The 25,188-nt window shown below is 69.9% G+C and carries 25 protein-coding genes and 1 pseudogene; 10 read left to right on the forward strand and 16 right to left on the reverse strand.

Going from position 1 to position 25,188, the window contains the following annotated elements; all coding sequences use genetic code 11:
• The first annotated feature begins 16 nt into the window (after positions 1-16).
• Both recO and G412_RS0119390 read left to right on the forward strand, forming a co-directional pair.
• Positions 17-763: a DNA repair protein RecO gene (gene recO / locus G412_RS0119385; protein ID WP_028813523.1), complete on the forward strand. Its 747-nt coding sequence runs from the start codon at positions 17-19 to the stop codon at positions 761-763.
• A gap of 20 nt (positions 764-783) precedes the next feature.
• Positions 784-1,611 carry an isoprenyl transferase gene (locus G412_RS0119390; protein WP_028813524.1) on the forward strand — a complete coding sequence of 276 codons (828 nt, stop codon included), beginning with the start codon at positions 784-786 and terminating at the stop codon, positions 1,609-1,611.
• Between the two features lie 94 nt (positions 1,612-1,705).
• Here G412_RS0119390 and G412_RS0119395 read toward each other — a convergent pair whose 3' ends face one another.
• From G412_RS0119395 to G412_RS0119410, 4 genes are all read right to left on the reverse strand, one after another.
• Positions 1,706-2,125 (reverse strand): Fur family transcriptional regulator, encoded by a 420-nt coding sequence (locus G412_RS0119395; protein WP_028813525.1) that lies wholly within the window; start codon positions 2,123-2,125, stop codon positions 1,706-1,708.
• Between the two features lie 65 nt (positions 2,126-2,190).
• Positions 2,191-3,105, reverse strand: a complete 915-nt coding sequence (locus G412_RS0119400; protein WP_028813526.1) for a metal ABC transporter permease — start codon at positions 3,103-3,105, stop codon at positions 2,191-2,193.
• 2 nt (positions 3,106-3,107) lie between these two features.
• Complete coding sequence (locus G412_RS0119405; RefSeq protein ID WP_028813527.1) at positions 3,108-3,881, reverse strand: metal ABC transporter ATP-binding protein; 774 nt, start codon at positions 3,879-3,881, stop codon at positions 3,108-3,110.
• Positions 3,882-3,916: 35 nt separating this feature from the next.
• Positions 3,917-4,909, reverse strand: coding sequence for a metal ABC transporter substrate-binding protein (locus G412_RS0119410; RefSeq protein ID WP_028813528.1), 993 nt, complete (start codon positions 4,907-4,909; stop codon positions 3,917-3,919).
• A gap of 119 nt (positions 4,910-5,028) precedes the next feature.
• Here G412_RS0119410 and G412_RS0119415 point away from each other — a divergent pair, with 119 nt between their 5' ends.
• The 3 genes from G412_RS0119415 (at position 5,029) to G412_RS0119425 (ending at position 7,121) form a co-directional block, all read left to right on the forward strand.
• The gene (locus G412_RS0119415; protein WP_028813529.1) at positions 5,029-6,414 is read left to right on the forward strand and encodes a glycine--tRNA ligase; all 1,386 of its coding nucleotides are present in this window, start codon (positions 5,029-5,031) and stop codon (positions 6,412-6,414) included.
• 108 nt (positions 6,415-6,522) lie between these two features.
• The gene (locus G412_RS0119420; protein ID WP_028813530.1) at positions 6,523-6,735 is read left to right on the forward strand and encodes a hypothetical protein; all 213 of its coding nucleotides are present in this window, start codon (positions 6,523-6,525) and stop codon (positions 6,733-6,735) included.
• Between the two features lie 164 nt (positions 6,736-6,899).
• On the forward strand, positions 6,900-7,121 hold the full coding sequence (locus G412_RS0119425) for a DUF6243 family protein (RefSeq protein ID WP_028813531.1): 222 nt from the start codon (positions 6,900-6,902) through the stop codon (positions 7,119-7,121).
• Between the two features lie 81 nt (positions 7,122-7,202).
• Here G412_RS0119425 and G412_RS0119430 read toward each other — a convergent pair whose 3' ends face one another.
• Entirely contained in the window at positions 7,203-8,657 is a 1,455-nt protein-coding gene (locus G412_RS0119430; protein WP_028813532.1) for an MFS transporter, read from the reverse strand.
• Between the two features lie 52 nt (positions 8,658-8,709).
• On the opposite strand from G412_RS0119430, the gene dusB reads away from it, so the two are divergent.
• The 3 genes from dusB (at position 8,710) to G412_RS35205 (ending at position 14,471) form a co-directional block, all read left to right on the forward strand.
• The gene (gene dusB, locus G412_RS0119435) at positions 8,710-9,849 is read left to right on the forward strand and encodes a tRNA dihydrouridine synthase DusB (protein WP_028813533.1); all 1,140 of its coding nucleotides are present in this window, start codon (positions 8,710-8,712) and stop codon (positions 9,847-9,849) included.
• A 377-nt stretch (positions 9,850-10,226) separates the two neighbouring features.
• A complete protein-coding gene (gene ppdK, locus G412_RS0119440; RefSeq protein WP_028813534.1) occupies positions 10,227-12,968 on the forward strand; it encodes a pyruvate, phosphate dikinase in 2,742 nt (913 codons plus the stop codon).
• Between the two features lie 423 nt (positions 12,969-13,391).
• Positions 13,392-14,471, forward strand: coding sequence for an ArsR/SmtB family transcription factor (locus G412_RS35205; protein ID WP_078607156.1), 1,080 nt, complete (start codon positions 13,392-13,394; stop codon positions 14,469-14,471).
• On the opposite strand, the gene G412_RS0119450 is transcribed toward G412_RS35205, so the two are convergent.
• The 7 genes from G412_RS0119450 to G412_RS0119480 all read right to left on the reverse strand — a co-directional run bounded on the left by G412_RS0119450 (position 14,441) and on the right by G412_RS0119480 (position 21,311).
• The gene (locus tag G412_RS0119450; RefSeq protein WP_028813535.1) at positions 14,441-15,598 is read right to left on the reverse strand and encodes an alkaline phosphatase PhoX; all 1,158 of its coding nucleotides are present in this window, start codon (positions 15,596-15,598) and stop codon (positions 14,441-14,443) included. The genes G412_RS35205 and G412_RS0119450 overlap by 31 nt on opposite strands.
• 86 nt (positions 15,599-15,684) lie before the next feature.
• Complete coding sequence (gene pcaDC, locus G412_RS0119455) at positions 15,685-16,899, reverse strand: bifunctional 3-oxoadipate enol-lactonase/4-carboxymuconolactone decarboxylase PcaDC (protein WP_028813536.1); 1,215 nt, start codon at positions 16,897-16,899, stop codon at positions 15,685-15,687.
• Positions 16,892-18,400 carry a lyase family protein gene (locus tag G412_RS0119460; protein ID WP_028813537.1) on the reverse strand — a complete coding sequence of 503 codons (1,509 nt, stop codon included), beginning with the start codon at positions 18,398-18,400 and terminating at the stop codon, positions 16,892-16,894. The genes pcaDC and G412_RS0119460 overlap by 8 nt, the downstream gene beginning before the upstream one ends.
• Positions 18,387-18,953 (reverse strand): protocatechuate 3,4-dioxygenase subunit alpha, encoded by a 567-nt coding sequence (gene pcaG, locus G412_RS0119465; protein ID WP_028813538.1) that lies wholly within the window; start codon positions 18,951-18,953, stop codon positions 18,387-18,389. The genes G412_RS0119460 and pcaG overlap by 14 nt, the downstream gene beginning before the upstream one ends.
• Positions 18,953-19,720, reverse strand: coding sequence for a protocatechuate 3,4-dioxygenase subunit beta (gene pcaH, locus G412_RS0119470; RefSeq protein WP_028813539.1), 768 nt, complete (start codon positions 19,718-19,720; stop codon positions 18,953-18,955). The genes pcaG and pcaH overlap by 1 nt, the downstream gene beginning before the upstream one ends.
• The gene (locus G412_RS0119475) at positions 19,720-20,493 is read right to left on the reverse strand and encodes a CoA-transferase subunit beta (RefSeq protein ID WP_028813540.1); all 774 of its coding nucleotides are present in this window, start codon (positions 20,491-20,493) and stop codon (positions 19,720-19,722) included. Before G412_RS0119475 ends, pcaH begins: the two co-directional genes overlap by 1 nt.
• Positions 20,490-21,311 (reverse strand): CoA transferase subunit A, encoded by an 822-nt coding sequence (locus G412_RS0119480; RefSeq protein WP_028813541.1) that lies wholly within the window; start codon positions 21,309-21,311, stop codon positions 20,490-20,492. The genes G412_RS0119475 and G412_RS0119480 overlap by 4 nt, the downstream gene beginning before the upstream one ends.
• A gap of 126 nt (positions 21,312-21,437) precedes the next feature.
• Here G412_RS0119480 and G412_RS0119485 point away from each other — a divergent pair, with 126 nt between their 5' ends.
• Positions 21,438-21,875, forward strand: a complete 438-nt coding sequence (locus G412_RS0119485; protein WP_028813542.1) for a MarR family winged helix-turn-helix transcriptional regulator — start codon at positions 21,438-21,440, stop codon at positions 21,873-21,875.
• A gap of 24 nt (positions 21,876-21,899) precedes the next feature.
• Here G412_RS0119485 and G412_RS0119490 read toward each other — a convergent pair whose 3' ends face one another.
• A complete protein-coding gene (locus G412_RS0119490) occupies positions 21,900-22,478 on the reverse strand; it encodes an SRPBCC family protein (RefSeq protein WP_051338478.1) in 579 nt (192 codons plus the stop codon).
• A gap of 144 nt (positions 22,479-22,622) precedes the next feature.
• Here G412_RS0119490 and G412_RS0119495 point away from each other — a divergent pair, with 144 nt between their 5' ends.
• Entirely contained in the window at positions 22,623-23,036 is a 414-nt protein-coding gene (locus tag G412_RS0119495; RefSeq protein ID WP_028813544.1) for a VOC family protein, read from the forward strand.
• Between the two features lie 60 nt (positions 23,037-23,096).
• On the opposite strand, the pseudogene G412_RS35210 reads toward G412_RS0119495, so the two are convergent.
• From G412_RS35210 to G412_RS0119510, 3 genes and pseudogenes are all read right to left on the reverse strand, one after another.
• Positions 23,097-23,695: pseudogene (locus tag G412_RS35210) on the reverse strand (SDR family NAD(P)-dependent oxidoreductase).
• Positions 23,696-23,722: 27 nt separating this feature from the next.
• Complete coding sequence (locus G412_RS0119505) at positions 23,723-24,493, reverse strand: SDR family NAD(P)-dependent oxidoreductase (RefSeq protein WP_028813545.1); 771 nt, start codon at positions 24,491-24,493, stop codon at positions 23,723-23,725.
• Positions 24,494-24,591: 98 nt separating this feature from the next.
• Positions 24,592-25,176 carry a TetR/AcrR family transcriptional regulator gene (locus tag G412_RS0119510; RefSeq protein WP_028813546.1) on the reverse strand — a complete coding sequence of 195 codons (585 nt, stop codon included), beginning with the start codon at positions 25,174-25,176 and terminating at the stop codon, positions 24,592-24,594.
• Positions 25,177-25,188 lie beyond the last annotated feature (12 nt).

The following is a 25,188-nucleotide window of genomic DNA, read 5'->3' on the forward strand; positions in this document are numbered from 1 at the left end:
GGGCGAGAATGGGCGCATGACCCTGTTCCGCGACGACGGCATCGTGCTGCGCACCCAGAAACTGGGTGAGGCGGACCGCATCATCACGTTGCTCACGCGCGGTCACGGCCGCGTACGTGCCGTCGCGCGCGGAGTGCGGCGCACCAAGTCGAAGTTCGGGGCCCGGCTGGAACCCTTCTCGCACGTCGACGTGCAGTTCTTCTCACGCGGCAGCGAGCTCGTCGGGCGCGGCCTGCCGCTGTGCACCCAGAGCGAGACGATCGCTCCGTACGGCGGCGGAATCGTCACGGACTACGGCCGCTACACCGCCGGTACGGCGATGCTGGAGACCGCCGAGCGGTTCACCGACCACGAGGGCGAGCCCGCCGTACAGCAGTACCTGCTCCTCGTCGGCGGCCTGCGCACCCTCGCCCGCGGCGAGCACGCGCCGAACCTCATCCTCGACGCCTTCCTGCTGCGCTCCCTGGCCGTCAACGGCTACGCGCCCAGCTTCAACGACTGCGCGAGATGCGGACTGCACGGGCCGAACCGGTTCTTCTCGGTCGCCGCGGGCGGCGTCATATGCGGCGACTGCCGGGTGCCCGGAAGCGTCGTACCCTCGGCGGAGGCCGTCGGACTGCTCAGCGCGCTGCTGACGGGGGACTGGGAGACGGCGGACAGCTGCGAGCCACGGCACGTCCGGGAGGGCAGCGGACTGGTGTCGGCGTATCTGCACTGGCACTTGGAGCGCGGACTACGCTCGCTGCGGTATGTGGAAAAGTGAATTGAGGGAGAGAGAAGCTCATGGCACGACGCGGGATTCTGGGCCGTAACCGGCGCGAGTACAAGACGCCGGAACCGCACCCGTCCGGCGCGCGGCCGCCGAAGATCCCCGGCGAGCTGGTCCCGGAGCATGTGGCGGTCGTCATGGACGGCAACGGCCGCTGGGCGAAGGAGCGCGGGCTGCCGCGCACCGAGGGCCACAAGGTCGGCGAGGGCGTCGTCCTTGACGTACTCAAGGGCTGCCTCGAGATGGGCGTCAAGAACCTCTCCCTGTACGCCTTCTCCACCGAGAACTGGAAGCGCTCCCCCGAGGAGGTGCGCTTCCTGATGAACTTCAACCGGGACGTCATCCGCCGCCGCCGCGACGAGATGGACGAGCTGGGCATCCGTATCCGCTGGACCGGGCGGATGCCGAAGATGTGGAAGTCCGTTGTCCAGGAGCTCCAGGTCGCCCAGGAGCAGACCAAGGACAACGACGCGATGACGCTGTACTTCTGCGTCAACTACGGCGGGCGCGCGGAGATCGCCGACGCGGCGCAGGCCATCGCGCGCGATGTCGCGGCGGGCAAGCTCGACCCGTCGAAGGTCAACGAGAAGACCTTCGCGAAGTACATGTACTACCCGGACATGCCGGATGTGGACCTCTTCGTACGCCCCAGTGGCGAGCAGCGCACCTCCAACTACCTGATCTGGCAGAGCGCGTACGCCGAGATGGTCTTCCAGGACGTCCTGTGGCCCGACTTCGACCGCCGCGACCTGTGGCGCGCCTGCGTCGAGTACGCCTCCCGCGACCGCCGCTTCGGCGGCGCCGTCCCGAACGAGGAGCAGCTCGCCGCGGGCAGCATGTAGCGGGGCGCTCAGGCGATCCCGGCGGCATCGCCCGGCGTACGACAGCGGGCCCGCACCGGTTCAAAAACCGGTGCGGGCCCGCTCTCGTACCGCCTCAGACGCTTGCCGCGCACTCCACGCACGTGCCGAAGATCTCCACGGTGTGGGCCACGTTGACGTAGCCGTGCTGGGCCGCGATGGCCTCGGCCCACTTCTCCACCGCGGGGCCCTCGACCTCGACGGCCTTGCCGCAGACCCGGCACACCAGGTGGTGGTGGTGCTCGCCGCTGGAGCAGCGCCGGTACACCGCCTCGCCCTCGCTGGTGCGCAGTACGTCGACCTCGCCGGCGTCGGCGAGGGACTGCAAGGTGCGGTAGACCGTCGTCAGCCCGACCGAGTCGCCCCGGTGCTTGAGCATGTCGTGAAGCTCCTGCGCGCTGCGGAACTCGTCCACCTCGTCGAGCGCCGCCGCGACGGCGGCCCGCTGCCGGGTGGACCGGCCACGCACCGGGGATGGGGTTCCCGCAGTCGTCACAGGTGCCTCCTCTGGTCGCCCGTACGTATGTCGGGCCATTCTGCCAGGTCGCCGCCGAGTGCCGGTCAGACCTTGGCGCCGTTGGCGGAGCTGGTGCCCTGCGGCAGTCCGCCCGCCTCCACGCTACATCCCGGCCCCGACCCGGCCTCCGCGTCCCTCAGCGCCCGTGCCCGGCGCCTGGCGAGCGGTGTGGCCAGCGCGGTCAGTACGAAGAAGACAGCGATGGCCAGCAGCACGATCGTCGCGCCCGGCGGCACTTCGTACTCGTACGAGGTCACCGTGCCCGCCAGCGTCACCGCCGTGCCGATGATCACGGCCACTGTGAACGTGACCTTGAACGACCGGGTGATCTGCTGCGCCGCCGCCACTGGCACCACCATCAGCGCGCTGACCAGCAGCAGTCCGACGACGCGCATCGCCACGGTGACCGTGACGGCCGCGGTGACGGCGATCAGCAGGTTCAGGGCGCGCACCGGCAACCCGGTCACGCGGGCGAACTCCTCGTCCTGGCTGACCGCGAAGAGATGACGTCGCAGACCGATGGTGACGAGCATCACAAAGCCGGCGAGCAGGCAGATCGCGGTGACGTCCTCGTCCGAGACGGTCGCGAGCGAGCCGAAGAGGTACGAGGTGAGGTTGGAGTTGGAGCCGTTCGGCGAGAGGTGCATCAGCATGACGCCGCCCGCCATGCCGCCGTAGAAGAGCATCGCCAGCGCCATGTCGCCGCGCATGCGCCCGTACCAGCGGATCAGTTCCATCGCGACGGCGCCGACGATCGAGACGAGGGCGGCCATCCACACCGGATTGGCGCTGAGAAGGAAGCCGAGGCCGACTCCGGTCATCGCGACATGGCCGATGCCGTCGCCCATCAGGGCCTGGCGGCGCTGTACGAGGTAGATGCCGACGGCGGGGGCGGTGATGCCGACGAGGACGGCGGCGAGCAAGGCCCGCTGCATGAAGGCTGTTTCGAGGATTTCCATGATCAGGTCAGCAGTCCCGTCCGGACGGGCTCGGAATCCGAGTGCGGGTGTACGTGGTCGTGGCCGGGCAGCGCGTGCTGGCCCAGCGACTCCGGGGGCGGCCCGTCGTGGGTGACGCAGCCGTCGCGCAGGACGACCGCGCGGTCGATCAGGGGTTCCAGGGCGCCGAGTTCGTGGAGTACGAGGAGCACGGTCGTACCGGCCACGACCTGCTCGCGCAGCGTCGAGGCGAGGATCTCCTGGCTGGTCAGGTCCACACCCGCCATCGGCTCGTCCATGATCAGCAGCTCGGGCTCGGAGGCGAGCGCGCGCGCTATGAGGACGCGCTGGTGCTGGCCGCCGGAGAGGGCGTTCACGGAGTCCTTGGTGCGGTCCGCGAGCCCGACGAGCTCTATGGCGCGGTGCACGGCGGCGCGGTCGGCCTTCGAGGGCCAGCGGAGCTTCGTACGGGAGAGGCGGCCGGAGGAGACGACCTCGTACACGGTCGCGGGAACGCCGCTCGCGGCCGTGGTGCGCTGCGGTACGTACCCGACGCGCGACCAGTCGCGGAAGCGGCGCAGCGGCGTACCGAACAGGTCGACGGAGCCGCCGGTGAGCGGCACCTGGCCGATCACGGAACGTACGGCCGTCGACTTTCCGGAACCGTTGGCGCCGAGCAGCGAAACGACCTCACCGTGGTGCACGGTGAGGTCGATGCCGCGCAGTACGGGGCGCGAGCCGAGCGTGGCCGTGGCACCGCGCAGGGATATGACGGGCTGCTCTGGCTCTGGCTTCATGGCTCGCGCCTCCGATGGTGCCGGGGTGATCAGGTTCACTTGGCGCCGAGGGCCTTCTCCAGCGCGGCGAGGTTGGACTCCATGACCTCGATGTAGTTATCGCCCTTCGACTTGTCCGTGATTCCCTCCAGCGGGTCCAGGACATCGGTCTTGAGGCCGGTGTCGCCCGCGAGGGTCCTGGCGGTCTTGTCGCTGACGAGCGTCTCGAAGAAGACCGTGGTGACCTTGTCGTCCTTGGCGATCTTCTGGAGGTCCTTCATGCGGGAGAGGCTGGGCTCGGAGTCGGGGTCGAGGCCGCTGATGCCCTCCTGCTTGAGGTCGTAGCGCTCGGCGAGGTAGCCGAAGGCGGCGTGGGTGGTGATGAACGTCCGGGTGTCGGTGTTCTTCAGACCCTTCTCGAACTTCGTGTGCAGGCCGTCGAGCTTGGTGGCCAGGACGTCGGTGTTCTTCTTGTACGCCGCGGCGTTGTCGGGGTCGGCCTTCTCCAGGGCCTTGCCGACGCCCTTGGCGACCTCGGAGTACTTCACGGGGTCGAGCCAGATGTGGGGGTCGCCGGCGGCTTCGGCGTGGTCGTGGCCTTCTTCTTCGGCGTGCTCGTCCGCGTGCTTGTCGCCCGCGTGCTCGTCGTGGCCGACCTCGGTGCCGTGTTCTTCGAGGTGGGTGAGGCCGGCGGCGTCGACGGTGTTCTTCACACCGGACTGCGCGACCGCCTCGTCGACGGCGGGCTGGAGGCCCTTGAGGTAGAGGATGAAGTCCGCTTCGCCGAGCCCGGCGGTCTGCTTCGGGCTGAGCTCCAGATCGTGCGGCTCCACGCCGGGCTTGGTGAGGGTCGATACGGCGACGTGCTCGCCGCCTATCTCCTCGGCCAGGTACTGCATCGGGTAGAACGACGCCACCACGTCGAGTTTGCCCTCGCCGTTCTTGTCGGCGGCGCCGGAGGAGGAAGAGCAGGCACTGACGGCCATCAGGCCGAGCGCTACGGCTCCGGCGGCAGCGGCGGTGGGTATGAGGCGTCGTCGTACGTTCATGACACCCATTTTCAACAAAATTGGAAACGATTGTCAATAATGACGGGTGTGACGTGGAGCTACGAGCGCCGGTAATCTGAATCATTCGCGTTCGTCGTCGTCGTAATGAAGAGAGCACCGTGGCCGCCGACAAGATCGACACCATCGTCAGCCTGAGCAAGCGCCGTGGCTTCGTCTACCCGTGCAGTGAGATCTACGGCGGTTCCCGGGCCGCCTGGGACTACGGGCCGCTGGGTGTCGAGCTCAAGGAGAACATCAAGCGCCAGTGGTGGCGCTCCATGGTCATCGCGCGCGAGGACGTGGTCGGTCTCGACTCGTCCGTGATCCTGGCTCCCGAGGTGTGGGAGGCGTCCGGTCACGTGGCGACGTTCTCCGACCCGCTCACCGAGTGCACCGCCTGTCACAAGCGCCACCGCGCGGATCACCTGATCGAGGCGTACGAGGCCAAGCACAACGGCCGCGCGCCCGAGAACGGTCTTGCCGACATCAACTGCCCGAACTGCGGCACCAAGGGCCAGTTCACCGAGCCCAAGCAGTTCTCCGGCATGCTGGAGACGCACCTCGGCCCCACCCAGGACACCGGCTCGCGCGCCTTCCTGCGCCCCGAGACCGCGCAGGGCATCTTCACCAACTTCGCCCAGGTGCAGCAGACTTCGCGCAAGAAGCCGCCGTTCGGCATCGCGCAGATGGGCAAGTCCTTCCGGAACGAGATCACTCCGGGCAACTTCATCTTCCGCACGCGCGAGTTCGAGCAGATGGAGATGGAGTTCTTCGTCAAGCCGGGCGAGGACGAGCAGTGGCAGGAATACTGGATGGAGCAGCGCTGGAGCTGGTACCGCGAGCTTGGTCTCCGTGAGGAGAACATGCGCTGGTTCGAGCACCCCGCGGAGAAGCTCTCCCACTACTCGAAGCGCACCGCCGACATCGAGTACCGCTTCAACTTCGGCGGCAGCGAGTTCTCCGAGCTGGAGGGTGTGGCCAACCGCACCGACTTCGACCTCAAGGCCCACTCCAAGGCTTCCGGCCAGGACCTGTCGTTCTTCGACCAGGAGGCCGGCGAGCGCTGGACTCCGTACGTCATCGAGCCGGCGGCCGGCGTGAACCGCGCCATGCTCGCCTTCATGCTCGACGCGTACATCGAGGACGAGGCGCCGAACGCCAAGGGCGTCATGGAGAAGCGCACCGTGATGCGCCTCGACCCGCGCCTGGCGCCGGTCAAGGTCGCCGTCCTGCCGCTGTCCCGCAACCCGCAGCTTTCGCCGAAGGCCAAGGGCCTGGCGGCCGACCTGCGCAAGAACTGGAACATCGAGTTCGACGACGCGGGCGCCATCGGCCGCCGCTACCGCCGTCAGGACGAGATCGGTACGCCGTTCTGCGTGACCGTCGACTTCGACACCCTCGACGACAACGCGGTGACGGTGCGCGAGCGCGACACCATGAAGCAGGAGCGCGTCTCGCTGGACCAGATCCAGTCGTACCTGGGCGGCCGCCTCATCGGCTGCTGACCTGCTCGTACGTCCCGAAGGCCCCGGTTCCGCCCAGCGGAGCCGGGGCCTTCGGGCACACTGGGCCCGACTCACACGGGGCCCGACTCACCACCTCAAGGAGGCGTGATGCCGTCGACGACCGGCAGCAAGGTCCGCAGATGGGATCAGCACGGCCGCGAGCACGTGGTGCGGGTCCAACGGACCGGCATACAGCGCGCGTTGCACTGCGGTACGTGCGGCTGGCGCAAGGGGGTGCAGTTCCTGCCCTGGCTCAAGGCCCAGGAGCATCTTGCCGAGGCTCACCAGGCGACGGTGGACCCGGCGGGCTCCCGGACCTGAGCCGACGGGCCGTCCGGCAAAAAATCTGGTGCCCGGCGGCCCCACGGCCCGGTAATGTCGCATGCATGTTCTTCCAGATCTACGAGTGAGCGCGCGGCGGATCCCCTGTCCGCCCCCCACCAGACGAATCCGCAGATCACTTCTCATCACTTCGGGAGAACCCCGTGGCAAAGAGCCGCAACAACCTTCTCGGCGTAGGCGGGCAGCGCAAGAGGATGTCCCGCGCCGAACTCGCGGACAACGGTCCCACGCGCAACGCCGACCGCAAGCTGGCGTCCGACCACAAGGAGGAGCTGCTGCGCAAGATGCGTGAGCGCGCCGCCGGTGCAGAGGGCGGCGAGGCGGCCGCCGACGGCGGTCAGGACGCCCCGGACGCCCAGAGCTGACGTACGGGCAGTACAGCAGTGGGCCCGGACCGCACACAGCGGTCCGGGCCCGCGCCTTTGTCCGGCCTCAGCGGTCCGGCCTCAGCGCACCGCGCCCGTCGAAGCCCGGCCGGGCGCGGACTCCTCAAGCCGGGCGGCCGTCCGGGCGGCCGACCTCTGGGCCCGGGGGCCGCTGGTCAGCGCTCCCACCAGCAGTACGCACAGTCCGCAGCCGGCGATGATCCACCAGGCCGGCCTGCTCGCCGCGACGAAGGTGGCGTCGTACGGCCGGCCGTGCACCCCGGCGGCCAGGACCGCGCCGATGACGGCGACGCCCAGCGTCTGGCCGACCTGCCTGCTGGTCGAGGCGATCGCGGCGGCGACGCCCGCCTGGGCGCGCGGCATGCCGGACACGGCGGTGTTGGTGATCGGTGCGTTCACCACGCCGAAGCCGAGGCCGAACAGTACGTACCCGGTGAACAGCATGGGCGTGGATGTCTCCGCCTCGAACGCCGCGAACAGCACCCCGCTCGCCGTCATCGTGACACCGGCCACGAGCAGCGGGAGCCGTGGTCCCCGGCTGCCGACCAGACGACCGGAGAGCGGTGCGCAGACCAGCGTCAGCCCTGCCATGGGCAGCATGTAGAGCCCGGCGTGCAGGGCTGAGAAACCGCGTACGTCCTGGAGGTACAGGGTGTTCACGAAGAGGAAGCCGCCGAGCGCCGCGAACGCGCACACCGCGATGACCGTCGCCCCGCTGAACGGCGCGCTGCGGAAGAACCGGGGATCGATCAGTGGCTCCGTCCGCCTCCGCTCGTACAGGACAAGGCCCACGAGCGCCGTCGCGGCCGTTCCCGCGAACAGCAGAATCGGCGCCGACGTCCAGCCCGCGACGGGGGCCTCGATGATCGCGTACGTGAGCGATCCGAGCAGTGCGATGACCAGGAGCTGGCCGACGGGGTCCGGGCGGCGCGCCTTGGGGGCGCGCGACTCGGGTACGTACCGGATGGTCAGCAGCAGTGCGGCGAGTCCGACCGGCAGATTGACCCAGAAGATCGCCCGCCAGCTCACCGAGTCCACCAGCAGCCCGCCGATCAGGGGGCCCGCGGCCATGGAGATCCCGACCACACCGCCCCACACCCCGATCGCGCGGGCACGGTCGCGCGGCTCGGTGAAGGTGTTGGTGATGATCGACATCGCGACGGGGTTGAGCATCGAGCCGCCGACGGCCTGGACCATGCGGAAGGCGACGAGCGATTCGAGGTTCGGCGCGAGGGAGCACAGCAGCGAGCCGAGGGTGAAGAGCACGAGCCCGGCCTTGAAGACCCTGCGCCGCCCGATCCGGTCGGCGGTGGACCCCGCGAGCATCAGCAGCGAGGCGAGGACCAGCGTGTACGCGTCGATCGTCCACTGCATCCCGGCTACCGTCGCGCCGAGCTCCTCGCGCATGGAGGGGAGAGCGACGTTGAGGACGGTGTTGTCGAGGCTCACGATCAGCAGGCTCATGCAGCAGATCGCCAGCACCAGCAACCGCCGCCGGTGACCGAGCTCGGGCATACGCGGATAGTACGGCTTACTAACGACTCTCGCCGTACGGGACAATGGGGCCATGACCACCGCGCTCCCCATGCTCTCCATCGGCCCGCACTCCGTGCAGCCCCCGGTGGTGCTCGCGCCCATGGCCGGCATCACCAACGCCCCGTTCCGCACCCTGTGCCGCGAGTTTTCGGGCGGCAAAGGGCTGTTCGTGAGCGAGATGATCACCACGAGGGCGCTGGTCGAGCGCAATGAGAAGACCATGCAGCTGGTCCACTTCGACGAGGCCGAGACGCCTCGCTCCATCCAGCTGTACGGAGTGGACCCGGTCACCGTCGGCAAGGCGGTCCGCATGATCGTGGACGAGGACCTGGCCGATCACATCGACCTGAACTTCGGCTGCCCGGTGCCGAAGGTGACGCGCAAGGGCGGCGGCTCGGCGCTTCCGTACAAGCGGCCGCTGCTGCGGGCCATCCTCAACGAGGCCGTCTCCAACGCGGGCGAGCTGCCGGTGACGATGAAGATGCGCAAGGGCATCAACGACGACCACCTCACCTACCTCGACGCCGGGCGGATAGCGGTCGAGGAGGGCGTCACGGCGATCGCCCTGCACGGGAGGACCGCGGCGCAGCACTACGGCGGTACGGCCGACTGGGACGCCATCGCGCGCCTCAAGGAGCACGTGCCGGAGATCCCGGTCCTCGGCAACGGCGACATCTGGTCCGCCGACGACGCGCTGCGGATGATGCGCGAGACCGGCTGTGACGGTGTGGTCGTGGGGCGCGGGTGCCTGGGGCGGCCGTGGCTGTTCGGTGACCTCGTGGCGGGCTTCGAGGGGACGGACGCGTACGCCGCACCGACGCTGCGCGAAGTCGCCGCGGTGATGCGCAGGCACGCGGAACTGCTCGGGGAGTGGATCGGGGACGAGGCACGCGGGGTCATTGACTTCCGTAAGCACGTCGCCTGGTACTTGAAGGGGTTCTCGGTCGGCTCGGAGATGCGAAAGAAGCTCGCAATCTCCTCATCTCTGGATGAAATGGACGCTCACTTGAGCGAGCTCAATCTGGACCAGGAGTGGCCCGTGGGGGCGGACGGGCCGCGGGGTCGTTCGTCCGGCAATGGGCGAGTTGTCCTGCCGGATGGCTGGTTGAAGGACCCGTATGACTGCTCCGCCGTGAGTACGGAGGCGGAGCTGGACACGTCCGGAGGCTGAGATTCGGGTCTCGGAAGGGTCTCATCTGTGACGTGATCCTCGCCACGCCTGATGTGGTCATTGCTCAGATGAGCACATCAGGCGGGGCTGCACCTCTCAAAAGGTGGCACTGGGTGCCACCTCCTTTTGTTTTGATCGATCAAATCAACTGTCACTCTCCGTTTGCCGTTAGACGAAAGATCGCTGCGTTGTGTAGTTATGCGTTAAACACTTGAACGAAACCGCCCATCGGTCCCCCGCAGTTGATCACTTTCGATCTGCTGGCGGACGAGTGGTTAAGGCCGCATGACAGTCAGGTGGACGTACCCAGACACCTTCGATCTGGGTATGTTCCTGGCCGTCAGGGCAGCCACCGCGTCCTCGAGGAGTCGAGACCCGTGTCGGAAAACAAAGAACCCCAGGTAGCCACCGAGCCCCAGGGTCAGAAGTTCGTTTATGACTTCACCGAAGGCAACAGGAACCTCAAGGACCTGCTGGGCGGCAAGGGTGCCAACCTCGCCGAGATGACCAACCTCGGGCTGCCCGTCCCTCCGGGCTTCACCATCACCACCGAGGCGTGCAAGGTCTACCTCGACAGCGGCGAGGCGCCGGAGGCGCTGCGCGCCGAGGTCAGCGCGCACCTCGACGCCCTTGAGCAGAAGATGGGCAAGAAGCTCGGCCAGGCCGACAACCCGCTGCTCGTCTCCGTCCGCTCGGGCGCCAAGTTCTCCATGCCCGGCATGATGGACACCGTCCTGAACATCGGGCTCTCCGACAAGTCGGTCACCGGCCTCGCCAAGCAGGCCGGTGGCGACGAGCGCTTCGCGTGGGACTCGTACCGCCGTCTCATCCAGATGTTCGGCAAGACCGTCCTCGGCGTCGACGGCGAACTCTTCGAGGAGGCGCTGGAGCAGGCCAAGCACGCCAAGAAGGTCACGGTCGACACCGACCTGGAGGCGGCCGACCTCAAGAAGCTGGTCCGCAAGTTCAAGAAGATCGTGTCCGACCAGGCCGGACGCGACTTCCCGCAGGACCCGCGCGAGCAGATGGACCTCGCCATAAACGCGGTCTTCGACTCGTGGAACACCGACCGCGCCAAGCTGTACCGCCGCCAGGAGCGCATCCCCGGCGACCTCGGCACGGCCGTCAACGTGTGCTCCATGGTCTTCGGCAACCTCGGCCCCGACTCCGGCACCGGTGTCGCCTTCACCCGCGACCCCGCCAGCGGCCACCAGGGCGTGTACGGCGACTACCTGCAGAACGCGCAGGGCGAGGACGTCGTCGCCGGTATCCGCAACACCGTGCCGCTCGCCGATCTGGAGCAGATCGACAAGGCGTCGTACGACCAGCTCATGCAGATCATGGAGACGCTGGAGACCCACTACAAGGATCTCTGCGACATCGAGTTCACCATCGAGCGCGGCCAGTTGTGGATGCTCCAGACCCGCGTCGGCAAGCGCACCGCCGGCGCCGCCTTCCGCATCGCCACGCAGCTCGTCGACCAGGGCCTCATCGACGAGGCCGAGGCGCTCCAGCGCGTGAACGGCGCGCAGCTCGCGCAGCTGATGTTCCCGCGCTTCGACGAGGAGGCGAAGACCGAGAAGCTCGGCCGCGGCATCGCCGCCTCGCCAGGTGCGGCGGTCGGCAAGGCCGTCTTCGACTCGTACACGGCCGTCAAGTGGTCGCGCTCCGGCGAGAAGGTCATCCTCATCCGCCGTGAGACGAACCCGGACGACCTCGACGGCATGATCGCCGCCGAGGGCATCCTGACCTCGCGCGGCGGCAAGACCTCGCACGCCGCCGTCGTGGCGCGCGGCATGGGCAAGACCTGTGTCTGCGGCGCCGAGGAGATCGAGGTCGACACCAAGCGCCGCCGCATGACCGCGCCCGGCGGGATCGTCGTCGAGGAGGGTGACGTCGTCTCCATCGACGGCTCCACCGGCAAGGTGTACCTCGGTGAGGTGCCCGTCGTACCGTCCCCGGTCGTCGAGTACTTCGAGGGCCGCATGCACGCCGGCGCCGACGACGCCGACGAGCTGGTCGCCGCCGTGCACCGGATCATGGCGTACGCCGACCGGGTACGTCGTCTTCGTGTACGCGCCAACGCGGACAACGCCGAGGACGCCCTGCGGGCCCGCCGCTTCGGCGCCCAGGGCATCGGCCTGTGCCGCACCGAGCACATGTTCCTGGGTGAGCGCCGCGAGCTCGTCGAGCGGCTGATCCTGGCCGACACGGACGACGAGCGCGAGCAGGCGCTGGGCGCGCTGCTGCCGCTCCAGAAGGCCGACTTCATCGAGCTCTTCGAGTCGATGGACGGGCTGCCGGTGACGGTGCGGCTGCTCGACCCGCCGCTGCACGAGTTCCTCCCCGACATCACCGAGCTGTCGGTGCGCGTCGCGCTCGCCGAGGCCCGCAAGGACGCGAACGAGAACGACCTGCGCCTGCTCCAGGCCGTGCACAAGCTGCACGAGCAGAACCCGATGCTGGGTCTGCGCGGTGTACGTCTGGGCCTCGTCATTCCGGGTCTCTTCGCGATGCAGGTCCGCGCCATCGCCGAGGCGGCCGCCCACCGCAAGAACGCCAAGGGCGACCCGCGTGCGGAGATCATGATTCCGCTCGTCGGCACCGTCCAGGAGCTGGAGATCGTCCGCGAGGAGGCCGACCAGGTCATCGCCGAGGTCCAGGCCGCCACCGGCACGAACCTGAAGCTGACCATCGGCACGATGATCGAGCTGCCGCGTGCCGCTCTGACCGCCGGTCAGATCGCCGAGGCCGCGCAGTTCTTCTCCTTCGGTACGAACGACCTCACCCAGACCGTGTGGGGCTTCTCCCGCGACGACGTCGAGGCGAGCTTCTTCACGGCGTACCTGGAGAAGGGCATCTTCGGGGTCTCCCCGTTCGAGACGATCGACCGGGACGGCGTCGGCTCGCTCGTCCGCTCGGCCGTCGAGGCGGGACGCGCCACGCGCCCCGACCTGAAGCTCGGCGTCTGCGGCGAGCACGGCGGTGACCCGGAGTCGGTGCACTTCTTCCACGAGGTGGGGCTGGACTACGTGTCCTGCTCGCCGTTCCGGATCCCGGTGGCGCGCCTGGAGGCGGGCCGCGCGGCGGCGCAGTCCGCGGGAAGCGACTCGCGCTAGACCGGCCGCATAGGAAGCGGCGGCGCCTCTCGCAGGCGCCGCCGCTTCGTTGTGCCGTGATTAGGAGCGCGGAGAAGTTCAGGAAACAACAGAAAGCAACAGCAGTTCAATTACGCCATTTTCCCCTGAAAGCGGCGGCAGGATGCGGTCGCCGGATCCCCACCCGACGACCGCATCCTGATACCTCGACGGACACTGAGCCGCTACCTTCGCCGACCGCCGCCAGACCCAGCAAAGCCCCCCACGGCCTTCGCTGCGTCTTTCCGGTGACTCCGGTGTCGTGCCCGACGTGGAACAGCATTTCGTTCGGCACAGGGGACGCGCGATGCGTTTCAACTGTGGCTGAAAGGCCGTGGTGACGGCGTGTGATTGCGTGCATACTCGGCTGCGGGGACGATTGCGGATGCAACAGATGGGGCTTCGGTGCTACGTGTTCATTTCTCCGGTGTTGACCTGTCGCGGATTCGGCTCTCCGACCGGCCGGACGCGTTGTGGGAAACGGTGCTCAGCTTTCACAGATTGCGAGACCGGCGCGGCGCCAAGGTGTTCGGAGAATGGCGCCGGGAATCCCGTGCTCGGTTGAATGGTGAAACACGACTGCTGTCGTCCGTGATACCGACGAGGGGCTATTTTCCCGATTTCCTGACACCCCGTGAGGGGACGCGCGGCATGGACACGGCACTCGAAGCGGTACGGGCGACCGCACCCGAGCGGCTGCGCGCCGAGCTGGCGCTGCTCGTCGCCTCGCACCGGCCGGACCGTATGACGGCTCCGCAGAACCACGCGGCATCGACGCAGCAGCGCCTCGCTCCACTGGCCGGCCGGGGCGAGCCCCTGGCCCGCCTCACCGGCGCCCTGCGCGGCTACCACCGGGCCGCCGTCGAGCCGTACTGGCCGCACATCCAGGCCCGTATCGAAGCCGACAGGGCGGCCAGGGGCCGCGCCCTGCTGGACGGCGGCGCGGACGAACTCCTCGCCTCGCTCCCGCCGATGCTGCGCTGGCGCCCGCCGGTCCTGGAGGCCGACTACCCGGTCGACCGGGATCTGTACCTGCGCGGCCGGGGCCTGCTGCTCCAGCCGTCGTTCTTCTGCCGCGGCACGCCGGTCGTCTACCGCGACCCGCAACTGCCGCCCGTCCTGGTCTACCCCGTGACCCACGCCGACGCCGCCCCGGCCCCCGCCGACGACCCCGGACCACCCCTGGGCCGCCTGGTCGGCCAGACCCGCTCCACGGTCCTCGGGGCGATCGGCAGCGGCTGTACGACGAGCGAACTCGCCCGCAGGGCAGGGGTGTCGCTCGCGTCGGCGAGCCAGCACGCGTGCGTACTGCGCGAGGCCGGCCTGGTCGTCACCCTGCGGCACGGCAACGCGGTGCTCCACACCCTGACGCCACTGGGCGCCGCCCTCCTGCGGGGCGGCGCCACAGCGGAAGCCCTCGTACCGTCGCCGGAAGAGACGGGGGCGGCGGGCCGTCAGCTCCGGAAGGGGCCCGTCACCTCGTAGGTGATGCCGCCGGACGAGCTGCCGCTCGTACCGCGCTGGCTGGAGAAGTACAGGCGCCTGCCGTCCGGTGAGAACGCCGGGCCGGTGATCTCCGAGCCCGACTGACCGTCGATCCGCAGGAAGGGAGCCACCACGTCGTCCGGCGTGATCACGCAGATCTCCATGTTGCCGCCGTCCTCGGCGACGAAGAGGTCACCGGACGACGTGCCCGTGACGTTGTCCACGCCGGTCAGCGGGGCGGTGCCGCTCACCAGTGAGTCGTCGTAGGCGAGCTCGATGGTCTGCGCGGCCGCGTTGTACTGCCAGACGCGGTTGTCGCCCTTGGTGGTGAACCAGCACGTGTCGTCGGCGTAGTAGCAGCCTTCGCCGCCCGTGAAGCGCTTGGCGCCCGAGACCTGGTTGCGGGTGGCGGTCGAGGCACCGCTCGGGTCCGGGACGGTGGCCCAGGTGACAGGTCCCGACGTACCCGAACCCATCTTCAGCACCTCCAGCCTGCCCGCCGACAGATCGCCCCAGGTGGTGGGCGTGAAGCGGTAGAAGCAGCCGTCGGTGACGTCCTCGGTGAGGTAGATCGTCCTGCGCACCGGGTCCGCGGCGGCGGCCTCGTGCTTGAAGCGGCCCATCGCGTCGCGCCGTACGGCGGCCTTCACGCCCCACGGGTCGGTCTCGTAGACGTAGCCGCGGTCGACCTCCTCACAGGACAGCCAGGTGTTCCACGGAGTCTTGCCGCCCGCGCAGTTCTGGCGGGTGGAGGACAGGATGCGGTACGCGCCGGTGATCGCGCCCGTCGAGGAGAAGCGGACCGCGCCCGCGCCGCCGGAGGGGTTGATCTCCGAGTTCGAGACGTAGATCCAGCCGGTGCCGTCCGCGTAACAGGCGCCGCCGTCCGGCGCCTTGTGCCAGGTGTACGCGGTGGAGCCGACCTTCTGGCCCGTGCGGGCTATGACGCGGCTGCTGAAGCCGGACGGCAGGCGTATGCCGTTGGCGTCGGCGGTGCGCAGGGCCCCGTAGGGGCCGGCGCCGGGCTGTGCGGGGCCGGCGTGGGCCGCGCCGCGCCAGAGGGTGCCGCCGAAGACGGTGACGGAGGTGCCGATGACAGCGCCGCGCAGGAAGCTACGACGTTCCATGTGTCACTCCAGGGTGGGGGACTGTGACCTCGCAACCTAAGAGTCTCGAATTGACAGTGCATCAACAACCGGTGAGCGGAAGGTGATCAGTCGTATCGCTGGGCGTCGGGGTCTTCCTGATAGTCGACGCGGTCCAGGTCGTCGAAGACGTCCTGCGCCACGGTGAACGCCGAGTTCGCCGCCGGGACTCCGCAGTACACCGCCGTCTGGAGCAGGACCGCGCCGATCTCCTGCCTGCTCAGGCCGTTGGTCAGCGCCGCCCGCACATGCAGCGCGAGCTCCGCCTCGTGGCCGTGGGCGACGAGCGCGGTGAGGGTGACGGCGCTGCGGATGCGCCGGTCCAGGGTCTCGTCGGTCCAGATCTCACCCCAGGCGTACCGCGTGATGAAGTCCTGGAAGCGGGCCGTGAACGGCGTCGTACGGCCGATCGCGCGGTCCACGTGGGCCGGGCCGAGGACCGCCCTGCGCACGCGCATGCCTGCCGCGTGGCGGGACGCGTCGGTGTGGGCGGGCGGCGGGGCGAAGTGGGCGAGCAGCGCGGCGGTCACCGTCTCGGGCTTCTCCACCCCCGCGAGGTGCGCCGCGCCCGCGATCTCCAGCAGGCTCGAACCCGGAATCGCGTCGGCGATCTCGCGGGCGTGCGCGGGCGGCGTCGCCGGGTCGTCGCGGCCGGCGACGACGAGGGTCGGTGCGGCCACGGAGGGGAGCGCGCCGCGCAGGTCGTACGCCGCGAGGGCGTCGCAGCAGGCGGCGTAGCCGGCCGGGTCGGTGGCGCGCAGGTCTTCGATGAGCGCGTGGCCGAGGGGCGTCGAGGCGAACGCGGGCGCGAACCAGGTGCCCGGCCGGCTCGACACCATCGCCTCGGTGCCCTGCGCCCGTACGAGAGCGGCGCGCTCGCGCCAGGTGGCCGGGTCCCCGAAGCGGGCCGACGAGCAGATCACGGCGAGGGCGGTGACGCGTTCGGGGAAGTGCGTCGCCAGGTGGAGTCCTACGGCGCCGCCGATCGAGATACCGGCGTACGAGAAGCGCTCCCAGCCCTGCGCGTCGGCGGCCCGCAGTACGAGCGCCGCCAGGTCGGCGACGGTCGCGGTGCCGTCCAGCGGCATCAGTGCGGCGGGGGTGCCGCCGTGGCCGGGAAGGTCCCAGCGCAGGACGCGGTGGACGCGGGCGAGGGCGGCGAGCTGGGGCTCCCAGACGGTGAGGGAGGTGCCTACGGAGGGGCCGAGGATCAGCGGAGTGCCGGATTCGGGGCCGTCGAGGCGGAGGTGGGGGAGGTGGGGGAGGTGGTCGGCGTCAGGCATGGGGGTACTCCGGCTTTCGGTCCAGGGCGCGGTCTACGAGAGCCGCTGCGGAACCGGTGTAGCGCGTGGCGTCGGTGAGTTCGGTGAGTTCGGTGAGTTCGGCGAGCTGGTCCGGGGGGAGCGCGTCCGCGAGTGCCTCGGCCAGGGGGATGCCTTCGGTGGCGGTGCGCCGGGAGGCGGCGGTGAGGAGTTCCTTGGCACGAGCCCGGCCCAGGGCGGGGGACAGGGCCGCGGCGAGGCGTTCGCTGACGATCAGACCGCGGGTGAGGCCGAGGTTCTCGCGCATGCGCTCGGGGTGGACGCGGAGGCTGTGGACCAGCTCGGCCGCGTGGGCCGCCGCGCCGCCGGCCAGCCGCAGCAGCTCACGCAGGGGCTGCCATTCGGCGTGCCAGGCACCTGCGGGGCGTTCGTCCCCGGCGGAGGCGAGCGAGGCGACGAGTACGGACGCCAGGGCGGGGGCCTGGTGGGCGGCGGAGGTGATCAGGGTGGCGTGGACGGGGTTCGCCTTGTGGGGCATGGCGGAGGAACTGCCGCCGGTGCCTTCGGAGAGCTCGGCGATCTCGGTGCGGGAGAGCGTCAGGACGTCCGTTGCCAGTTTGCCGAGGGCGGCGCAGGTGAAGGCGAGCGCGGCGGCCAGGTCGGCGGTGGGGGTGCGGAGGGTGTGCCAGGGGAGGCTGGGCGCCGCGAGGTTGAGCTCGGCGGCGTAGGCCTCCAGGAGTGCGATACCGGGGTCGGGGATACGGGCGGGGCTGGCGGGTGCGGGGGCGTCGGGGTCGGTGCCGCGCCGTGGCGTCTCCTCGGGCGCCGAACGTTCGGGTACGGCGTGAGCTTCGGGGTGGTTGCGTTCGACGCCCTGCGGGGAGCGCCCCGGCACGTCCCCTCCCGGCACCGTGAAGGCGTCATCGGGGGCCGTCCGGCCGAAGGCGGCCAGCGTGCCCGCCGCTCCGCCGAGCTGTGCGGGCAGGGAGAGGGCCCGCAGGCGGGCGTGGGCGTCGAGGGCGAGGCTTCGCCAGCCCGCTGCCTTCAGGCCGAACGTCGTGGGGACCGCGTGCTGGGTCAGGGTGCGGCCCGGCATGGGGGTGCCCCGGTGTTCCGCCGCCAGGGTGGCGAGAGCCGCCGCCGTACGGATCAGGTCCGCTGTGATCAGGGGGAGCGTGCGGGTGGCCACCAGCATCATCGCCGTGTCGACGATGTCCTGGCTGGTGGCTCCCCGGTGCACGTACGGCGCCGCTTCCGGGCCCACCGCCGCCGTGAGGCCGGCCACCAGCGGGATCACCGGGTTGCCGCCGGACCTCGCGCGCAGGGCCAGGTCGCGTACGTCGAAGCGGTCGGCCTTCGCCGCCGCCGTGACCACCTCGCCCGCCCAGGCGGGCCCCTGCGCCCGGGTCAGGGCCGCCTCCGCGTCCAGCATCGCCTGGAGGAGGGCCACATCGCCGGTCGCCGCTTCCGCCGCGGTTCCGGCGTGTACGGGAGTGAGCAGTCCGTGGTCAGCCGAAGTCAAGGAAGACCGTCTCTTCCTCGCCCTGGAGGCGGATGTCGAAGCGGTGGGTGCGGTCGCGGTTCGGTTCGGGCCGGGCGATCAGTGTCGCGCGGCGCTCGGGAGTCAGCGAGGCGAGCAGCGCGTCCGGGCCCTCCGCGAGGTACGCGCGCGTGAAGAGGTGGTGCGTCAGGCCGCGCGCGAACACGCACACGCTGATGTACGGGACCAAAGGGGCACCCGGCGGCAGCGTACGGACCGTGTAGTGGCCGTCCGCGTCCGTCGGCACCCGGCCGAAGCCCGTGAAGCGGACGCCGTCGCGGCCGAGGAACCCGCCGGTCACGGGATCGCGGCGCATCGACCCCGGCGCGCCCGCCAGTGAACCGTCCGGTCCCGCCTGCCAGAACTCGACGATCGCGTCCGGGACCGGTTCCCCGGCGCCGTCGTACACGTACCCGTGCAGCGTGACCGTGCCGGGATGCTCCACGGGGGCGATGTCGCCGCCGCCCGGGAACGGCAGGGCGTACCCGTAGAAGGGGCCGACCGTGTGCGAAGGGGTGGGCGGCAGATACGTCATCAGCGGCCTTCCTCGATCCAGGTGGCGGACGGGCCGTCCAGGACGATGTCCCAGCGGTAGCCCAGCGACCATTCGGGGCGGGAGAGGGAGTGGTCGTACGCGGCGACGAGCCGGGCGCGCGCCGCGTCGTCCGTCACCGACTGGAGGATCGGGTCGTACGCGAAGAGCGGGTCACCGGGGAAGTACATCTGCGTGACCAGGCGCTGCGTGAAAGCCGAGCCGAAGAGCGAGAAGTGGATGTGGGCGGGGCGCCACGCGTTCTCGTGGTTGCGCCACGGGTAGGCGCCCGGCTTGATGGTGGTGAAGCTGTACGAGCCGTCGTCACCGGTCAGGACCCGCCCCACGCCCGTGAAGTTGGGGTCCAGGGGGGCCGGGTGCTGGTCGCGCTGGTGGGCGTACCGGCCGGAGGCGTTGGCCTGCCACAGCTCGACGAGCTGGCCGCGCACCGGCCGGCCCGCGCTGTCGAGCAGCCGCCCGGAGACGGTGATGCGCTCGCCGAGCGGCTCGCCCGCGTGCTGCCGGGTCAGGTCGTGGTCGAGCTCGGTGACGTCGGTGTGGCCGAAGACGGGGCCGGACAGCTCGACGGTCTCGGGGTCCGCGTCGACGGCCACCAGGGGCTGCTTGGGGTGGCGCAGGAGGCTGCTGCGGTACGGCGGGAAGTCGCGCGGCGGATGGTGTGCGGCCGGGGCGCCTGCCGCACGGGCCTTCGCGTAACCGGCGCGGATCTCGGCGAGTTCGCCGTCGATGTCGGACTGGGTGAGCGTCATCAGGCCTTGTCCCTTCCTGCCGACTTCAGGGCGCGCAGCGCGGCCAGTTCGGCGGGCGTCGGGGGCTCGGTGACCCCGACCGTGTCCGCGCTCTTCAGCTCCCAGCCGGTGGCGGCCCGTACTTGCTCGACGGTGACGCCGGGGTGGAGTTCGGTGAGAACCAGCTCCGCGGTGGCCGGGTCGGGGCGCAGGATGCCGAGGTCGGTGATGACGGCGACCGGGCCCGCGCCGGGCATGCCCAGCTCCTTGCGGTCGCCGGGGCCCGAGCCGTGGCCGAGCGTCGTGACGAAGTCCAGCTTCCGCACGAAGTTGCGGGTGGAGTGGCGCAGCACCATGAGCACCTTGCCGCAGTTCGACGCGATCTCGGGTGCGCCGCCCGCGCCGGGAAGGCGGCCCTCCGGCTTGTCGGGGCCCCGGTCGACGACCGTCGTGTTGATGTTGGCGAAACGGTCGACCTGGGCGGCGCCGAGGAACCCGACGTCGATCCGGCCGCCCTGGAGCCAGTAGTTGAACATCTCCGGTACGGGCACCACCGCGTCGGCGGTCTCGGCCAGCTCGCCGTCACCGATGGACAGCGGGAGGCGGGTCGGCTTGGAGCCGATCGTGCCGGACTCGTAGATGAGTACGAGCTCAGGATTGACGGTGTTGCGGGCGAGGTTGGCGGCGGTGGACGGCAGGCCGATGCCGACGAAGCAGGTGCGCGCCCCGGCCAGCGCGCGGGCCGCGTTCACCTCCATCAGCTCGTCGCGGGTGAAGTCCTCGGTGGTCGTCATCGGACGGCAGGCCCTTCGGTGCGTACGTTCTCGTTGATCCAGCGGGTGAAGGTGTCGCGGTTCCGGGCGATCGGGTCCCAGGCCTGGTAGAAGGCGTTGTCGCGCACCGTGTAGCCGGTGGCGTACGACGGATGCGCGCCACCCGGCACCACGGCGACCGCGTCGATGACCCAGGTCGGCAGGACCACGCCGCCGGGCCGGGGCGTCAGTTCGTCGACGACCTCCTCGACGGTCACCAGCACCCGGCCGGCGGCGAGCGCGGCCTCCTTCTGGACGCCGGTCAGGCCCCACAGCTGGACGTTGCCGTCCCGGTCGGCCTGCTGGGCGTGGATGACGGTGACGTCCGGGTTGAGCGCGGCGACGGCGGCCAGCTCCTCACCGGTGAACGGGCAGGTGACGGAGGAGACCGTGTCCGTACGGGTCGCGAGGTCGGAACCGCGGTAGCCGCGCAGTACGGCGAACGGCAGGCGCGACGCACCCGCGACGTAACGGTTGGCCATGCCGGCGTGGCTGTGCTCGTCGAGCTCCAGGGGGCGCGGCCAGCCGTTCTCGACGGCGTCGCGGAAGCGGTGGAGGGAGCCGACGCCCGGGTTGCCGCCCCAGGAGAAGATCAGCTTCTTGACCAGACCGGTGCCGATGAGCTGGTCGTAGATGACGTCCGGGGTCATCCTGGCGAGGGTCAGGTCGGTGATGCCCTGGCGGATGATCTCGTGCGCCGCGGCGTAGGGGATCAGGTGGGTGAAGCCCTCCATGGCGAGGGTGTCCCCGTCGTGGACGAGGTCCGCCACGGCGTCGTGCAGGCTGCGTATGTCGGCCATCGTCACTCCGCGAGTTGCTCAGTGTACTGACTAAAATCTCGTCGAGGCCGTACACTTCCATTGAGTGTGGCTGGCGTCAATGACTCAGTGCACAGAGCATCGACCCGATCATTCCAGGAGGCCCGCATGACCGCGGTCGATCTGAGCACCCACCCGGGGCATCTCGCCCGGCGGCTGCAACAGGCGCACACCCTGCTGTGGACCACGATGGTCTCGGAGGAGACGACATCGCCGCAGTTCGCCGTCCTCAACGCGCTGACCGAGAAACCGGACATCGACCAGCGCACCCTGAGCGAACATGTCCACCTCGACCGCTCGACCATCGCGGACCTGGTGGCGCGCCTCGGCAGGCGCGGTCTGCTGGAGCGGGTGCGCGACCCGCACGACGGCCGGCGCAACGTACTCAAGCTCACGGACGAGGGCGCGGCGGTGCACCGCAAGCTGGTCACCCGGACGACGCGGATGAACCGGGTGTTCCTCGCCCCCCTCGACGAGGGGGAGCAGGAGACGCTGCTGCGCCTGATCGGGCGGGTCGCGGACGCGGCGGAGGAACTCCGGGGCTGAGCCCGCGGGCGTTCCGGGGAACGTTCAGCTCTCCACAAGCTCCTTGAGCGCGGCCAGACGCTCCTTCCAGAAGGCCTTGTACGCCGCCACTTCCGCCGCGTCCGCGAGCTTGGTGTGGACGAGTGACACCTGCGTCTTCGACTCGCCCTTCGGCGTGAAGTAGACGGAGAGCCGGCCGCTCGCGCAGTCGGCGGACAGGGTCTTGCCCGCGCGGTGCGTACGCAGCGAGAACTCGCTGCCGGGAAGCCATCGGCGGCGTACATCCTCATCGGTGAAGGCGGCCTCGCAGCGCGCGACCGGCGCTTCGACCGTTCTGCTGCCGCTCGTCTGCCAGTCACCGGCCGAGGACTGGCCGACCTGGCGCAGGCCGCGTTCCTGTTCGTACCCGACCGTGATCGACTGGGCGTACCAGCCGTCCACCGCGAGATCTTCGGTGAGGTGGCGGGCGATCTCCGTGTGGCCGCGCCCGGTGGCGCCCCACGCGTCGAGGAGCGCGAACCAGGCGTCCCAGTCCCGGCCGGTGGACGCCTTCAGCGCATCGGCCGACAGCTTCTCGGTGATCTTCTTGCCGGCGGAACCGGCCGAACCGGCGGAGCTGGTCATGGCGCCGACGCTAGGACGGGCGTGGCGCACCCGCAAGACGGAAACTTTCTGCGATTTTCTGTTCGAGCGATGAGTTTCGTGTGGCCTCCGGGTCTACCCCTGCGCATGGCAACGACGAGAGACGACAGAAGAGAGACACAGCTCATGCCTCAGATGATCTTTGTGAACCTGCCGGTCAAGGACCTCGACACCACGAAGGCCTTCTTCGGCAAGCTCGGGTTCTCGTTCAACCCGCAGTTCAGCGACGACAAGACGGCCTGTCTGGTGATCAGCGACACCATCTTCGCCATGCTGCTCACCGAGCCGCGCTTCAAGGAGTTCACCAAGAAGGAGATCGCCGACACGAGCAGGACCACAGAGGTGCTGCTCGCCCTCAGCGCCGAGAGCCGGGAGAAGGTCGACGAGATGGCGGACACCGCCCTCGCGTCCGGCGGTTCCCCCGCGAACGAGCCCCAGGACCACGGCTTCATGTACGGCCGTTCCTTCCAGGACCCCGACGGTCACACGTGGGAGGTCATCTGGATGGACCCGTCGGCCGTCGAGGGTCAGCAGGGCTGACACCGGGCGGCAGGAGCAGCAGGAGCAGGAGGAGCGGCAGGCGAAGTGACGAGGAGGGCCTCATGAGGTGAGGCCCTCGTACGTCACGCCCGTGAGCTGCTCCGAAGCCACCCACAGCCGTTCGCTCGCCACATCGTTTGTCGTCCACGTCGCGCGCCACGACTTCGTGGGCGCGCCCCGCCAGCCCTGGAACTTCGGCCCCGTGAACGAGTCGGGAGGTTGGTGCCGGCGTAGCCGGGGTGGGCCGCTGCCGCGATGACGTCGGAGCCTGCCGTGGCGAGCCGCCCGGCCAGCTCGTGGGTGAAGAGCAGGTGGGCGGTCTTGGACCGGCCGTAGGCGATCCAGCGCCGGTACCCGCGCTCGCTGTTGATGAGCAGGTCGAGGCGGTCGTACGCGTACGAACTCGCGAAGTCCCGTATGGAGGACAGGTCGGCCAGGTCGAGTGGCGTGAAAACGACCAGTGCTTCGGGCAGTTCGCGGGTGATCCGCGCTGCGGCCTCTTTGCCGCGTTGCTCGCTGCGGCACGCGAGAACCACCCGCGCGCCGCGGCGGGCGAGTTCGCGCGCCGTGACGAGTCCGGTGCCGCTGTTGGCCCCGGTGACCACGGCCGTACGACCGCTCTGGTCGGGGATGTCGCTCGCTTTCCAGCCAGTCGTCATGGGGTCAGCGTACGACCGGACAACGCGTCAGGCGGAGGCGCCTCCGTCGATGACCAGTTCACTTCCGACGACGGACGCGGCGTCGGCGGAAGCCAGATACAGCACGGCGGCGGCAACCTCACCGGTCGTCGATATCCGGCCGAGCGGAGACTCGTCCTTCATGCGGACGGCTCGCTCGGCGTCGCTCTCGCCGGGGCGCAGCGACATGGTGGTGGCGGAGGCGCCGGGGCTGACCGCGTTGATCCGGACGCCGTCCTGGATGTGGTCGATGGCGGCTGCGCGGGTGAGGGCGGATACGGCGGCCTTGGAGGCGATGTAGCCGGCGGCGCCGGGGATGCGCCGGTGCGCGCCGAGGTTGGAGGAGATGTTGACGATCACGCCGCCGTCCTCCTGGGAGCGCATCGCGTCGATCTCGGCCTGCATGGACAGCAGTACGCCCGTGACGTTGATGTCGAGGAGCGTGCGCCAGTCGCTCTCGGACAGCTCGGCGACGGGGCCGCCTCCCCGGAACACGCCGGCGTTGTTCACCGCGACGTCGAGGCTGCCGAAGCGCTCGACGCTCTCGCGAACGAGCGCCCTCACGTCCTCGGAACGGCTGACGTCGGCGGTGACCGCGACCGTGGTGCCGGTGCCGCCCGCCTGCCCTGCCAGGGCGACCGTCTCGTCGAGGGGCGCGGCGCGGCGTCCCGCTACGACGACGTTCGCGCCCTCGGCGGCGAGCGCGAGAGCGATGGCGCGACCGAGGCCGGAGCCAGCGCCGGTGACGAGGGCGGTCTTGCCGGAGAAGCGAGCAGTCATGAGGTTCGTCCTTTACTTGAACGATCGTTCTGTTATTCGGGCGTAAAAGAGACGCCCTGAGGGCGCCTTCAAAGTGGTCAGTGGTGTCGTTGGGCCGGTCAGTCGAGAAGCGTCAGTGCCTGTTCGGCCGCGTCCCGCACGCGGGCCGGGTCGCTGGAGGCCTTGCCGACGACCCGCAGGCCCTGCATCAGCACGAGCAGCATGCGGGCGAGCGCCCGCGGATCACGGTCCTCGGGCAGCTCGCCCTGCGCCTGGGCCCGTACGAGCGCGGAGTGCAGCAGGGTCTCCAGGTGCTCCCAGTTGACCTCCACCCGGCGGGCCGCCGAGTCGTCGTGTGGGGCCAGCTCGGCGGCCGTGTTGGTGACGAAGCAGCCGGTCAGCCGTTCCTTGTCGGAGGCCGCCTCGGCGGCGAACCGCCGCAGCACCGCGCGCACGGCCGGCAGTGCGGGGCCCGGCTGGGAGAGCTCGCCGAGCAGGCGCGGGTTGCGGGTGTCGGCGTACCGGTCGAGCGCCTTCAGGTAGAGCTCGTGCTTGTTGCCGAACGTGGCGTAGATGCTGGCGCGCCCGATGCCGAGGTGGTCGACGAGGTCCGCCATGGTCGTCGCTTCGTAACCGCGCCGCCAGAACAGCTCCAGAGCTGCCTGCAGTGCGGCGTCGGGGTCGAATTCCTTGGTCCGGGCCACGTCCGGAACGCT

Source organism: Streptomyces flavidovirens DSM 40150 (genome assembly GCF_000429085.1).
GTDB lineage: Bacteria > Actinomycetota > Actinomycetes > Streptomycetales > Streptomycetaceae > Streptomyces > Streptomyces flavidovirens.